Raw genomic sequence first — 13,592 nt, 5'->3', positions numbered from 1 at the left:
CGGCCGCCCCGGCGCCTTCGCCGTCGTACACCCGGCCGCCCCGGCGCCTCCCCAGTCTTCGGCCCGGTCGCCCCGGCGCCTCCACAGTCTTCCGCCCGGCCGCGACGCCGGGAAACGCCACCCCCGCAGTGGGTATGACCTGGACAGGAGGCATGCGCAATGACCATGCGAAACCCGCATAGGCCGTTCGGCGGTGTCGAGATCGTTCGCGCTGGGTATCGTGATGCCACGTGAGCGAGCGAGCCTGCGTGCACAGCAGACGGTCCGGGGCGGCGGACCTGTACGGTCGTCCACCCGTCCCGGGTGTTCCGGATGAGGTGGAGGAGGCCTCGTGAGTACGCCGCGATTCCTGACCCTCCCCCCGGGTGTGACCGTCCAGCAGATCGAGACTCCGGTGGGCTCGTTCGCCGCCCTGGAGGCGCTGCCCGGCAGCGGGGTCACCGAGCGCTGGCCGGCCGTGCTCGTCCCCGGTTTCACGGGCAGCAAGGAAGACTTCCTCGCGGTCCTGCAGACCCTGGCCCAGGCCGGGCGCAAGGTCGTCGCGGTCGACCTGCGCGGGCAGTACGAGACCCCCGGCCCCGACGACCCCAAGGCGTACACCTGTGAGGCCCTGGGCGCGGACGTCGCGGCGATCGCCTCGGCCGTGGGGCAGGGCGAGCCCGTGCACCTGCTCGGGCACTCGTTCGGCGGCCTGGTCGCCAGGGAGACCGTGCTGGCCGGGCAGGCCAAGCTGGCCTCGTTCACGCTGATGAGCTCCGGGCCCGCGGGGATCATCGGCCCCCGCGAGCGCGCCGGCCGCGTCATGCTGGCCGAGCTGCCCGAGTACGGCATCGACTACATGTGGGCGAACCGGATGGAGCCCGAGGCGCTGCGCGCCGGGGTGCCGGACGACATCGTGGCGTTCCTGCGCAAGCGGCTGCTGGCCAACCACCCGACCGGGCTGGTGTCGATGGCCGAGGAGGTCCTGAACGCGCGCGACCGCGTGCCGGAGCTGGTCGGCTGCGGGCTGGATCTCATGGTCCTGTACGGCGAGCACGACGACGGCTGGCCGCCCCTGCTGCAGGCCGAGATGGCCCACCGGCTGGAGGCCGAGTGCGTCGTGGTCCCCGGCTCGGTGCACTCGCCGGCCGTCGAGGCCCCCGAGACGACGGCGGCGGCGCTCACCCGCTTCTGGAACGCGGCCGAGAGCCGGATGCTCCAGCACGGCTGAACCTGCCGGGACGTTCCCCGCCATCGCGTGTAATGATGCAATTACTATGCCTGGCATCGAAGGCGTCACCGTTCAGCCGCCCGAGTCCGCCACGTGGCTGGTGCACATCGACCGCACGATGTGGGTGGGCGGTGTCCGCGGGCTGATGCTGCAGGCCCTGCATCCGCTGGCGATGCGGGGCGTCTGGCAGAACTCCACCTTCCAGCAGGACCCGTTCGGGAGGCTCCGCCGTACGGCGGACTTCGTCGGGCGGGTCACCTACGGCAGTCCCGAGGAGGCCGAGGAGATCGGCCGGCGGGTGCGGGCGATCCACAGGTCGCTGCGCATCCACGACCCCGACACCGGCAGGACCCACCGGGTCGACGACCCCGAGCTCCTGCTGTGGGTGCACTGCGCCGAGGTCATGTCGTACCTGGAGGTGGTCAGGCGCGCGGGCGCGGGGATCGGCGACGCGCTGGCCGACCAGTACCTGCGGGAGCAGCGGCGCAGCGCGATGTACGTGGGCCTGCACGAGGAGGATGTGCCCGGCTCGCTGCGCGAGATGGACGAGTACTTCGAGGAGATGCGTCCCCGGCTGCGGGTCATCCCCGAGTCCGCCGCGGCCGTCCGGTTCCTGCTGTGGCCGCGCCTGCCGGGGCCGCTGCGCCTCCTGACGCCCGCGAAGCCGGCGTATCTGCCGTTCGGCGCGCTGTGCTACTACACGCTGCCCCGCTGGGCGCGCGACCTGTACGGCGTGCTGCCCGAGGTGCCGCAGGCCACGGTGACGGCGGCGCTGCGGGCGTTCCGGCTGGCGATGAACTCGGTCCCCGACTTCGTCCACCAGAGGGTGCTGGACGGGCGCACCCGGGACATGCTGCGCGGGTCGCGGGAGCGGCTCGCCGCGGCCGGCTACGACGTGGGCAAGGGCCTGCGGGGCCTGGTCGACCCGCGCCGCCAGCCCGGCGGCCTGGCGGTGTGAGGCGCCCGAATCAGGCCGTCCCGGCGTCCTCGACCGGGTCGAGACGCTCCGGGTCAGGCCGTCCCGGCGTCCTCGACGGGGTCGGTGACGGCGAGGCCGTCCCAGGGGAGGCGATCGGGGGAGGCGGCGCGGCCCTCCGGGCAGTGGCGCCGGTAGTCGCACCATGAGCAGATGGGCCCGGGCTCGGGCGGGAAGATCGCCTCGATCTCCGGCGGTAACCGCCGCGCGCCCGGCGCCGTGTCCCCGCCCTCCTCGGCACCCGCGCCGTGCGGACCGGCCGCGGGGGCGTCCCGCGGGTCCGCGGACGTGCCGCCGTCGCGTCTTGGGGCGGGGACGCGGGGGGACGGGTGGGCGGAGGCCCAGGCGCGGTACGCCTCGTCGGCCGCGGCGGCCTCCAGGGCGATCTCCTCGGCCCGGCGCAGGTGGCGGCCGAGGGACTCGTCGGTGTGCTCCCACTCGACGATCGACCCGGTGGGCAGGTGGTGCAGCTCGACCCGGCGGCAGCGCCGGTGCATCATCCGCGACGACGCGACGGCGTAGAGGGCCAGCGCGATCGACGAGCGGGCGTCGTCGCCGGTCAGCGGCCGGCGCCCGGTCTTGTAGTCCACCACGACGAGCTCGTCGCCTCGCCGGTCGAGACGGTCGACGCGGCCGGAGACGGAGATGACCGACGTGCGGGTCGCGACGACCCGCTCGACGCCCACCGGCTCGTCGGCGGGGTCGAGCGTCCCGGAGTACGCGGACACCATGTCGCGCGCCCGGTCACGCCAGACGGCCGACTGCTCGTCGTCCCGGAAGCCCTCGCGGATCCAGCCGTTCGTCAGCAGGATGGCCGCCATCAGCGGGGTGCGGCGCTCGTACGGCTCCCGCCACCAGGCGGCCAGGGCGTTGTGGACCGAGGCCCCCACGCTGTTGTGCGCCCACGGGGGCCCCTTCGGCGGGGCGGGCCGGTCGAGGTAGGTGAAGCGGTACCGGCGGCGGCAGTCGAGCCAGGTGTTCAGCCGTGACGGCGTGCAGGTGTAGAGCCGCCGCGGCATGCCCTCCAGCCCGAGCTGCTCCATCGTCCTACTCGTCGTCGAGGCTCAGCCTGATGCCCGAGGCGCCGGTGCCGTCGACCAGCGGCGGGGGCTCCGACTCCGCCGTCCCGGTGAGGGACCCGGCCAGCCACCGGTCGAACTGCGGCTCCAGGTCGCCGATCGTGCCCTCCTCGCCGTGGGCGGGCAGGACCCGGGTCTCGTGCGGGAGCGTGAACAGCCGCTCGCCGATCGAGGTGAGCTGGTCGGCGAGCGCGGGGTACTCCCCGCCGAGCTTGCCGGGGCCGTCCATCAGCAGCGTCTTGCCGGTGAAGACCGCGCCCAGCTCCTCGCAGTAGAGGGAGACGCCGCCCGGGGTGACGCCGGGGGTCGCGAGGACCTCCAGCTCGACGTCGGCGACGGAGAACAGCCCCTCGTCCTCCATCTCGATGTCGGGCCAGGTCTCCTCCCAGGTCTGGCGCCACAGGCGCTTGTCCTTGGAGTGCACCGCGATCACGGCCTCGTCTCTGGCGGCCACCTCGATGGCGGCGCCGACGTGGTCGGGCAGGCCGTGGGTGCAGATCACCGCGAGCACCTCGCGGTCGCCCACCTTCTCGAGGATCTTCTCGGCGTCCCGCGCGGGGTCGATGACGATCACCTCGTCGTCGTCGCCGAGGATCCAGGTGTTGTTCTCGACCTTGTGCTCGACGCCCTCGATGTCCACCGGGCCCGAGGTAACGACTCGTTCGATACGCGCTGTCACGGCTCAGAACCTTACTATCCCTCGCGGATCAGGCCCGCCGAACGACGGACGGCCCTTTCCCGGCTCTTCCCGCCGCCGGTTCCGGCCTCTCCTGACCTGCTGTCCTACGTCAACGGTTGTCGGCCGCTTCCACGATATCGGCAGTGGACGTCGCCGTACGGCGTCTGCTTTGCTCCTTGCCCCGACCGGACGAGAACGAGGACAGGGCATACGACACCTCCGTACCCGCGGTCTCCCGGTCGCGGTGCGGGCCGCGCTGGCGCTCGGCCTGCTCGCGGGGGCCGCCGCGTGCCGTGAGGACACCGCCGCGGCTCCCGCTCCGGCGGCGACGCCGGCGCCGAGCCGGACCGCCGTCCCCACAGCCCGGGAGACCGCGGGACAGGCGCTGGTCCGGCGGGAGCTGCGCGCGCTGGAGGCGTCCTTCCGGGGCCGGATCGGCGCCTACGCCGTGGACACGGCCACCGGCGCCACGGTCTCCTACCGGCCGGACGAACGGTTCCCCCTGCTGTCCACGTTCAAGGCCCTGGCCGCGGCGGCCGTGCTGCACACGGCCCGCACCTCCGATCCCGGCCTGATGGGGCGTGTCGTCCGCTGGACGGCCGCGGAGGTGAAGCCCAACTCGCCGATCACGGCCGGGCACCTGAAGGACGGGCTGACGGTGGCGCGGCTGTGCGAGGCGGCCATCACGCGCAGCGACAACACCGCAGGGAACGTCCTGCTGAAGAGGGTCGGCGGACCGGCGGGCCTGACCCGGTATCTCCGCTCGATCGGAGACGGCACGACCCGGCTCGACCGCTGGGAGACCGGCCTCAACGTCTGGAGCCCCCGGGAGAGGCGGGACACGACCACGCCGGCCGCCGTCGTCCAGGACCTGCGCGCCCTCGCCGTCGGCGACGCGCTCACCCCGCAGGACAGGGCCCGGCTGAACGGCTGGCTCCGCGCCACCCGCACCGGCGGCAACCGCATCCGCGCCGGCCTGCCCGCGACCTGGCTCGTCGGCGACAAGACCGGCACCGGCCCGTCGTACGGCACGGCGAACGACATCGCCCTCGTCCGGCCCGGCCGGACCGGCGCCCCGATCGTGATGGCCGTCTACACGACGCGGAAGGCGGCCGGCGCCCCCGCGGACGAGAAGGTCGTCGCCGAGACGGCCGCCGTCCTGGCCCGCGGGCTCGGCAGACTCGCGTAGACCGGCGCCGGCACGGCCCTGCGAGCGGGGATCAGAGGTCGCCGTCGAGGCGGGGGGAGAACGCGCCGAACGGCAGGTCGAGCTCCTGGTCGTGGTCGCGCAGGTCGCGCAGCGAGAGGTTGGCCAGCGCGATGAAGCAGCCGGCCTCGGCCGGCCAGGCGATCGTCCACAGCCAGTTGCCGAGCGCCTCGCCGACGTAGACCGCCCGGTCCTCCGGGACCCTGCCCGCGCACCACAGCGCCGTCGGATGCCCCCGGGCGTCGATCTTCGCGTGCGGCGGGCCGGCGTCGAACCCGGCGCCGGGATCGGGGCCGGGAAGCCCCGCGAACGCCGCCCCGAGACCCACACCCGGCTCCTCGGCGATGACCAGCATGTCGGCCGGGCCGTGGGTGATCGACGGCCCGGTCAGGGCGACGACGCTCGCTCTGACCCCGGTGCGCTCGTCGCCCGCCTCGGCGAAGCCGGTCACCAGCCAGCCCACCGGGAGCGGCCACGGAAGCCAGACGGGCACCCGGGCGGCCTCCCGCAGGGCGTCGAGGGCGAAACGGGAGGGGCGACGGGGAGCCTGGAGAGGCAGCACGTCCCCGTGCGCGTCACAGCGCCAGGAGCTCGTCCAGACGCTCGGCTCGTGCAGCGGCCCGAAACACCGCGGACAAGTGGGCGCGGTTCTCACAACTACTCACGGTGCGTCGCACCGCTGCCCGCGTCAATAGCCTGCCCGTTATCCAGTCGTAATCTTGGTGATGTGCGGCTCATCAGATGTGTCGGGGCCATCGTGGCCGACGCCGACGGGCGTCTCCTGCTGGTGCGGCGCGGCCACCCTCCGGGCGAGGGCCTGTGGTCGCTGCCGGGCGGCCGGGTGGAGCCCGGTGAGACCGACGAGCAGGCCCTCCGCCGGGAGATGGCCGAGGAGACCGGTCTCGACGTGGTGGTCGGCGGGCTCGCGGGCACGGTCACGCGCCCCGGGCCTGACGGGGTCACCTACGAGATCCACGACTACCTCGCGACGCCCGCCGGCGGACGCCTGTCCCCCGGGGACGACGCCGCCGACGCCCGCTGGTGGCCGCCGCCCGATCTCGTACGGCTCCCGCTGACCGACGGCCTCGTCGACGCTCTCACGGCCTGGGGCGTGATCGACGTGACCACGCCCTGACCGAGCACGTCTAGCGGTCGCCCGAGGTGACCGTGCTGCGCCAGAGGGTGAGGTGGTCGTCCGCGTACGTCGTGGACCTGCCGATGGCGACGACCCGGCTGCCCGACACGGCCACCGCCCCGAGCCACTGGGATCCCGGCCCGCCCAGGCCGTCCTGGGTCAGCTCCTGCAACGTCCAGTCGAGGCCGTCGCCGGAGATCCACGCGGCGCTGTCGCCCTCGCCGCCCTCGCCGTGCGCGCCCACCGCCACCAGCCCGTCGCGGGTGGCGGTCAGGTCGAGGACGACCGCCGCCTCCTCGGCGGGAAGGGTGCCGTACTCCCAGGTCGCGCCGTTGTCGGTCGAGACGGCGGAGAACGGGCGGACGCCCTCGCCGGTGACGGCCGTGCCCACCACGACGACCGCTGACGCCGTGGTCACGACATGGCGCAGTCCGGCCGACGTGACGCCCGGCGGGACCACGCCGCTGCGGGAGGTCCAGTTGAGGCCGTCGGACGAGATCCACACGACCCCGGTCTCCCGGTCGGCCGAGCCGGACGCGCCGACCGCCATGAACCCGTACGGCGTCGCGGCCACGTCGTGGATCCGCACGCCCGCTCCCCCGGCCGGCATGCTCGACGCGGCCGACCGCGTGAACCGTTTGAGGTCGGGGCTGAACCACAGCGCGGGCACCACGCCGGTCGCCCCCCTGTCCTCGCCCGCGAGGACGTACCCCTTGTGCCCGGCGGCCACGACCTGGGGCGCGAGCAGGAAATGGCCCGGGGGGACGTCGAGGACCGGCCCCGGCCGCCAGGTGCGGCCGTCCGCCGACGTGACCAGCAGCGGCCGGGTCACCGCGGGATCGGTCATCGTGCTGCCGGCCGCCAGCCATCCTCGCGGGCCGTGGGCGACGCCACTGAGCGCCTGCCGTCCTGGGCCGCCGAGCAGGTCGGGGTAGGACGCGTCCTTCCAGTTGGCCCCGTTGTTGCCGCTCGTCCAGATCGCGGCGTCGCCGTTGGCCGAGCCGACCGCGACGAACGCGCCGCCGGCGGCCGCCACGTCGGCGGTGTCCCTGGCCAGGCGGTTCAGCCCGGGGATCGAGTCGAGGGGGACCGCCCTGGCCGCCTCGCCCTTCCCCGCCGTCATGAGAACCGGGAGGTTCTCCACGTCGCCGGGGCCGCGCTTGTCGCCGCCGGCCACGAGCAGGCCCGCGTCGGTGATGGTCAGCCCGCGGAGCGTGCCGGGGATCTCGCCGAGGTCGGCGCTCCTGGTCCACTTGCGGCCGTCCTCGCTCGTGTAGACGGCGTAGCGCTCCCAGGCCGACTCGGCCACCGCCGCGACTCCGGCGGCCGACGCCGCGAGGCCGCGCACGCCGGTGCCCTCGGCGCTCAGCTTCCCGATCACCCCGCACTGGGACCACCGGGCGCCGTCCGGGGAGCAGTAGACCCGCACGTCCCCGGCGTCCGACTTCTGGCGCGTCGGCACCAGCAGGAACCCCTTCGCGGTGACCGCCAGCGCTCCCGGCTCCGGCCGTACGTCGGCCAGGGCGGCGGCGGTGCGGAGCCAGCTGCGGCCGCCGTCGTCCGAGCGCAGGATCACCGACACCGAGTCGCCGGACCCCGGGTCGGCCAGCACCACGACCTTGTCGCCGCGTGCTGCCACCGCCCGCATGCCCCTGACCTTGTCGGGGGTGCCGATCTGGTCGGTGTCGACCCTCGTCCAGCTCCTCCCGTCCGGCGAGACCCAGGCGACCGGGCCGGCCGTGCCGTCCTTGAGCGTCGTGGCGCCCACGGCGAGGAAGCCGCTCGCGGTCCTGGCCACGTCGGCGATGCGGTCCTGGCTCCAGAACGCGGTGAGCCCGGCCGGGTCCACCGCCGTCCACGAACGGCCGTCGGAGGAGACCCACATCCCGCGGGCGCCGGGACCCGCCGGGCCGGGGGCGTCGGTCCCGACGGCCAGCCAGCGGCCGCCGCCGCCCGCGACCCGGCCGACCGCCCCCGCGCTCGGCTCGTACCCGGCCGGGCCCGCGACGTGGCCGAGCTGCCAGTCCCTGCCGCCGTCGGTGGACACGAGGAACAGCGGCCGCGGGCTCGGGCTCGTCGTGTCGCTGCCGACCGCCACCACCGTCGTCCCGGACGAGGCGAACGCGTTGAGCACCTGGCTCGACCCGTTGCCGGGCATGCCGGGCGCCGCGAACGCCACGTCGCCCGACTGGCCGTCGCCGGCCGCCAGCCGCAGCCCGGCCGTGGACGGCTCCCGCGTCCACCTGACCACGGCCACGCCGAGGACGGCGGCGACCATCAGGACCACCGCCACCACGAGAGGGGTCATCAGCCTGCCGGAGGGGTACCGGCGGGGCGGCAGGACCCGCCGATGGCGCCGGCCGCCGCCCGCGCGGGGCGGGCCGACGGCCACGAGCACGTCCGGACGGGCGGGCCGCCCGCCCGGAGGACGGCCGATCCGCTCCACCGGCTCCCGTACGGGCTCCTCCGGGGACTCCGGGTACGGCGGCCCGTCGTCCGGGGGGACCGGCGGTTCCTGGGGGCGGTCCCGGTACGGGGGCTGGTAGGCGTGGGGGCCGGGGCGGCGGACCTCGTCGGTCCGCCCGGGTTCGGGCTCCGCGGGGATCTCGGGATGGAGGCGGATGCCGGACCCGCCCGGCTCGCCGAGGTCGTGCCGGGAGGCGGGCTCGGGAGGGGTGTGGCTCCAGACCTGTCCGGGCTGCGACGGGGAGTCGCCCTCCTCAGGCCGCCCGCGCGACGCGCCGGCCGGCGCGGACGGGGCCTCGCGCGATGAGCCGGGCGCCGGCGGGGGCTCGCGTAAGGGGCCGGACGGCGGGGTGTCGAGCTCGGGCGCTCCGGGGCCGTCGGGGTTCTCGTGGGGGATCCGGGCGCGGGTGACCCGGGGCGGACCGGAAGCCACCAGCTTGTCCGGCCGGTTCACCATCCGCCTCGGCGGCCCCTCGGCGCGCTCCGGGTCACGCTGTCCCGCGCTCTCACCGACGGACGGCCGGCCGGCTCCGGCGGACGGCCCGCCCGCCCCCGGCCGTCCCGGATCGCCGCCGCCCGCGGACGCCGGATCCGGCGACCTGGCACCCTCGCCGTGCCAGGTCGCCGGGGCGGCGTCGCCGCCGGCCTCGGGTGGGGAACCCTCCGCGGGGGACCGTCCCGGCGGCCGGCCGTGCCGGGACTCGGCCGGGGCGTACGGCGCCGAGTAGGGCCGTCGCCCGCTCCTCGCCGCGCGCTCGCCCTCCTGCGGGCCCTCGGGCCGTGACTCCGGTCGCGGAGCCCAGCCGCTCTGGCCGGGCTCGCGCCCCTCCCGCTCCTCTGGCTCTTCCGCGTCCTCCGGCACGGGGGCGGCGAACGGGGGCAGGGCCCAGGGAGAGGGGCCGGGGGGCGAGTGGTGAAGCGTCGGAGGGGACGCCGGGTGCTGCTGGGACTCCTCTGCGCGTGAGGTGCTCTGGTCGTCGGCGGCATGCCGCCGGTCGCGCTCGTGGGGGCCCGAGGCCACGCTCAGTACCTCCTACCCAAGGGGGCTAATCCGGACCGTTCCACCATCGGTACGGCAAAGCGGACGCGATCATTGTGATACCCCATCACCAATCCAGAGCAACACGGGAACGCGCCCGGAACCAGACCTCTCTAGTCAGATTTATCGGGAGAGTGTCTGAATTGCCCTCTTACGGGCGATAACGACGATTGCAATGCCGTACACGGCGAACTGCACCAGCGTCCCGGTCAGCGACTGCCACGGCAGCGACCCCTGCTGGAGCGCCCCGCCCATGTCCCCGGAGGCGGCGACGACTCCGAACGCCACCACGTTGTTCGTCGCGTGCAGCGCGATCGGGGCCTCCAGCCCGCCCGTGAGGATCGCGAGCCAGCCCATCAGGATGCCGAACCCGAAGACGTAGGCGATGCCCCAGTCGGTGTACCCGTGCAGGGCGGCGAAGGCCACCGACCCCAGCAGGATGCCCGGCCAGGGATTGCGCAGGTACGCGCCGAAGGACTGGAGGATCCACCCCCGGAACGCGTACTCCTCGGCGGCCGCCTGGAACGGCACGAGCACGAGGATGACGATCATCGGAGGGAGGAACGCCTCCCACCCGGCCCACCGATAGCCCGGGTCCTCGCCGGTGGCCTCCAGCGTCGCCCCCTCCACGAGCTGGCCGAGCACGACCGCGACCAGGGCGACGACGAGGCATGTCCCCAGCCATCTCCACCGGAAGCGCAGGGCGACCGACGACAGCGACCCCGGCAGCCGCCGCTGGACCGCCCAGGCCGCGCCGAAGACCAGCGGGATCGCGAGGGCGATCACCCCGAGGTGGACGCCGAGGTCCAGGACGGGATCGGCGAAGATCCGGTCGCCGCCCATCGCCATCTGCGCGCCGAGCAGCAGCGACACCAGCGCGGCCACCAGCCCCACGCCGATCGACACGACCAGGAACGCGGCGACGATCACGAGCGTGCCCACGACGGGCCGCCACCAGCGGTGCGCGGCCGTCCGGGCCAGCCGGTCGTAGCGGGTCCCCGCCGGAGGCGGCACGGCCCACGCGGCGCGCGGCTGCCACTGATACGGCGGGAACGGCTGCCCCGCCCACGGCCCCTGCCCCTCCATGGGCTGCCCGGCCGGCCACTGCGGCTCGGGAGGCCGTCCCCCACCGGGGACGGGCTGCCGCCCGTACGGTCCCTCGGCGTACGGCCCGGCGGCCGGCGGCGTGCCGGGCCGGTCCTCGTGAGGCGCACCGGTTCCGGCCCCGCCGTCGGCGGGCTCGTCCCGCGACGGGCCGGCCGGGTGTGAGGCCGCCGGGTCCGGCTGAGGTTCGCTCATGTCTCCATTGTTCGCGCCCGCCCGGGGACGCCTTTCGACGGGCCTGCTCCTTTGCGTAGAAGTTCACAGACAGGCGGCCCGCGCCCGGGTTCACTCGGCAGGAGGAAACACCAGGTAGATCGACCAGGAGCATGACATGAGCCGCTCAGGACCCTTCTTCACCCTCGCCGCGGGCGCCGTGCTCGCGGCCGGCCTGGCAGCGGCCAGCGTGACGGCCGCGCCCGCCCTCCGCCAGGTGGACGCGCAGGCCACCGCCCCTCCCGTGGAGGTCACCACCACCCCCGGGCAGACGGCCTCGCCACAGCAGACCGATTCCACGCAGACCGATTCCACGCAGACCGATTCCACGCAGACCGATTCCACGCAGACCGAGCCCGCGCAGACCGAGCCCGCGGCCGTGGACACCACGCCGAAGAAGGCCGACTACGCCGGCGTCGCCCAGGGGAACGGCGGCCTCGTCGCCATCGCCGTACGCGACGGCCGGGCCGTGGCGTACTTCTGCGACGGCCGCATCGAATCCTGGCTGAAGGGGACCGCCGCGGACGACACGGTCGTCCTCAAGGGCCGGCACTCCCTGATCACGGCCGCCCTCGGCAAGGGCAGGGCCCAGGGAAAGATCCAGTTCGGCGACGCCACGTGGCGGTTCGTCGCCCCGCTCGTCAGGAAGCCGTCCGGGCTCTACCGGGCGACGGCCGTCGTCCGCGGCGCGAGGATCGTCGGCGGCTGGATCGTGCTGCCCAGCGGCCAGGAGGTCGGTCGCGTGGGCATCGGCGGCAGCGGCGAGCCCGCGCCCGCCTTCACGCCCGGCTCCCCCGTCGACTACTACGGCGTCCCCCTGCGCCCGCAGGAGCCCGACGCGTTCCTCGACGACCTCGCGCCCTGACCTCTCGTCCCCGGAGCCCGGCCGCTACGGCGGCGCCCCACCCCACGACCCCCGTCCCGATCACCTCAGCAGGAGCCTCCCATGACGCACACACAGGTCGCCCCGGCGCGCGGAGCCGCGCCGCTTCTCGTCCCCCTCCTCGCCGGCGGGCTCGTCGCCGTCGCCCTCGGCGTGTACGGCAGGGCCCACGCCCCCACCGGCTTCGCCGTCGGCCTGGCCGGCTTCTCCGGACCGCTCGCCATGAAGGCCTGGCTGACGACGGGGGCCGCGCTGCTGGCGGTCGTCCAGGTGCTGTCGGCCATGGCGCTGTGGGGCAGGATCACGGTCACCGGCTCGTGGGTGGCGCCGCTGCACCGCTGGTCCGGCCGCCTCGCCTTCGTGCTGACGGTCCCGGTGGCGTTCCACTGCCTCTACTCGCTGGGCGCCCAGTACGACGCGCCCCGCGTGCTCGTCCACTCGGCGCTCGGCTGCTTCTTCTACGGGGTGTTCACGGCCAAGATGCTCGCGCTGCCCAAGCGGGGGCTGCCGGGGTGGACGCTGCCGGTCCTCGGCGGCCTGGTCTTCACCGCGCTCGCCGGCCTCTGGCTGACCTCGTCGTTCTGGTTCTTCACCACGCTCGGCGTGCGGTTCTGACGGCCGGGCCGGCCGTCACGGCGTGAAGACGCCGGTGCGCCTCAGCCCGGCGGCCCGGCCCTTGGCCGCCACCACCAGCGCCATCTTCCGGGACGCCTCGTCGATCATCTCGTCGCCGAGCATGACCGCGCCCCGCTTCTCGACCGTCGTGTAGTACTCGTACGCGTCCAGGATCAGCTCGGCGTGGTCGTAGTCCTCCTGGGACGGCGAGAACACCTCGTTGGCCGTCTCCACCTGCGTCGGGTGGAGCACCCACTTGCCGTCGAAGCCCAGGGCGGCGGCGCGGCGGGCGACCGCCCGGAAGCCGTCCAGATCGCGGATCTGCAGGTACGGCCCGTCGATCGCCTGGAGGTCGTGCGCCCGCGCGGCCATGAGGATGCGCATGAGGATGTAGTGGTAGGCGTCGCCCTCGTCGTACCCGGGCGGCTGCCGCCCGACCACGAGCGTCCGCATGCCGATCGACGCCATGAAGTCGGCCGGCCCGAAGACCAGCGTCTCCAGCCGCGGCGAGGAGGCGGCGATGTCGTCGGCGTTGACGAGCCCCCGGGCGTTCTCGATCTGCGCCTCGATGCCGATCCGGCCCTCGGGGAGGCCGTTCGCCCGCTCGATCTGGCCGAGCAGGGTGTCGAGCCAGACCACGTGCGCGGCGTCCTGGACCTTCGGCAGCATGAGGCAGTCGAGTCGGTCGCCCGCGCCCTCCACCACGTCGATCACGTCGCGGTAGGTCCACTGCGTGGTCAGGTCGTTGACCCGGACGACGACGGTTCTGCCCGTCCAGTCGCCCTCGCGGAGGGCGCCCACGACGTTGCGGCGGGCCTCCTCCTTGGCGCCGGGGGCCACGGAGTCCTCCAGGTCGAGGAACACCTCGTCGGCGGCGATCCCCTGCGCCTTCTCGAGGAAGCGGGGGTTGCTGCCGGGCACCGCCAGGCACGATCGTCGAGCGCGCATGGCCACACCCTAGCGAGGCCCGCCGGGATCGCGGCGCA

12 protein-coding genes are annotated in these 13,592 nt (G+C 74.6%); 6 read left to right on the top strand and 6 right to left on the bottom strand.

All coding sequences use genetic code 11. The features are described from left to right. Positions 1-331: 331 nt before the first annotated feature. Both Mco01_RS17915 and Mco01_RS17910 read left to right on the top strand, forming a co-directional pair. Positions 332-1,210, top strand: coding sequence for an alpha/beta fold hydrolase (locus tag Mco01_RS17915; RefSeq protein ID WP_204058006.1), 879 nt, complete (start codon positions 332-334; stop codon positions 1,208-1,210). 46 nt (positions 1,211-1,256) lie between these two features. Beyond that, a complete protein-coding gene (locus Mco01_RS17910; protein ID WP_204058005.1) occupies positions 1,257-2,168 on the top strand; it encodes an oxygenase MpaB family protein in 912 nt (303 codons plus the stop codon). 53 nt (positions 2,169-2,221) lie between these two features. Here the strand turns inward: Mco01_RS17910 and Mco01_RS17905 are convergent, their stop codons facing one another. Both Mco01_RS17905 and Mco01_RS17900 read right to left on the bottom strand, forming a co-directional pair. Next, on the bottom strand, positions 2,222-3,229 hold the full coding sequence (locus tag Mco01_RS17905; protein WP_204058004.1) for a RecB family exonuclease: 1,008 nt from the start codon (positions 3,227-3,229) through the stop codon (positions 2,222-2,224). Positions 3,230-3,233: 4 nt separating this feature from the next. Beyond that, positions 3,234-3,944 (bottom strand): MBL fold metallo-hydrolase, encoded by a 711-nt coding sequence (locus tag Mco01_RS17900; protein WP_204058003.1) that lies wholly within the window; start codon positions 3,942-3,944, stop codon positions 3,234-3,236. Between the two features lie 244 nt (positions 3,945-4,188). On the opposite strand from Mco01_RS17900, the gene bla reads away from it, so the two are divergent. After that, the gene (gene bla, locus Mco01_RS17895; protein WP_239103701.1) at positions 4,189-5,133 is read left to right on the top strand and encodes a class A beta-lactamase; all 945 of its coding nucleotides are present in this window, start codon (positions 4,189-4,191) and stop codon (positions 5,131-5,133) included. Between the two features lie 31 nt (positions 5,134-5,164). On the opposite strand, the gene Mco01_RS17890 is transcribed toward bla, so the two are convergent. After that, complete coding sequence (locus Mco01_RS17890) at positions 5,165-5,806, bottom strand: DUF6758 family protein (protein WP_204058001.1); 642 nt, start codon at positions 5,804-5,806, stop codon at positions 5,165-5,167. Between the two features lie 72 nt (positions 5,807-5,878). Here Mco01_RS17890 and Mco01_RS17885 point away from each other — a divergent pair, with 72 nt between their 5' ends. Continuing rightward, entirely contained in the window at positions 5,879-6,286 is a 408-nt protein-coding gene (locus tag Mco01_RS17885) for an NUDIX hydrolase (protein ID WP_204058000.1), read from the top strand. A 10-nt stretch (positions 6,287-6,296) separates the two neighbouring features. Here Mco01_RS17885 and Mco01_RS17880 read toward each other — a convergent pair whose 3' ends face one another. Beyond that, the gene (locus tag Mco01_RS17880; protein ID WP_204057999.1) at positions 6,297-9,773 is read right to left on the bottom strand and encodes a WD40/YVTN/BNR-like repeat-containing protein; all 3,477 of its coding nucleotides are present in this window, start codon (positions 9,771-9,773) and stop codon (positions 6,297-6,299) included. Positions 9,774-9,914: 141 nt separating this feature from the next. Next, positions 9,915-11,090 carry a CPBP family intramembrane glutamic endopeptidase gene (locus tag Mco01_RS17875; protein ID WP_204057998.1) on the bottom strand — a complete coding sequence of 392 codons (1,176 nt, stop codon included), beginning with the start codon at positions 11,088-11,090 and terminating at the stop codon, positions 9,915-9,917. A gap of 136 nt (positions 11,091-11,226) precedes the next feature. Here Mco01_RS17875 and Mco01_RS17870 point away from each other — a divergent pair, with 136 nt between their 5' ends. Next, the gene (locus tag Mco01_RS17870) at positions 11,227-11,973 is read left to right on the top strand and encodes a hypothetical protein (RefSeq protein WP_204057997.1); all 747 of its coding nucleotides are present in this window, start codon (positions 11,227-11,229) and stop codon (positions 11,971-11,973) included. A gap of 81 nt (positions 11,974-12,054) precedes the next feature. Next, a complete protein-coding gene (locus Mco01_RS17865; RefSeq protein ID WP_204057996.1) occupies positions 12,055-12,606 on the top strand; it encodes a DUF6529 family protein in 552 nt (183 codons plus the stop codon). 15 nt (positions 12,607-12,621) lie between these two features. Here Mco01_RS17865 and Mco01_RS17860 read toward each other — a convergent pair whose 3' ends face one another. Continuing rightward, positions 12,622-13,554, bottom strand: coding sequence for an HpcH/HpaI aldolase/citrate lyase family protein (locus Mco01_RS17860; RefSeq protein ID WP_204057995.1), 933 nt, complete (start codon positions 13,552-13,554; stop codon positions 12,622-12,624). Positions 13,555-13,592 lie beyond the last annotated feature (38 nt).

Origin of the sequence: Microbispora corallina, from assembly GCF_016863035.1 — a bacterium.
In the GTDB taxonomy this organism is placed as follows: Bacteria; Actinomycetota; Actinomycetes; order Streptosporangiales; family Streptosporangiaceae; genus Microbispora; species Microbispora corallina.
The sequence above is the reverse complement of the archived record's forward strand: the minus strand, read 5'-3'. Positions and strand labels throughout refer to the sequence as shown.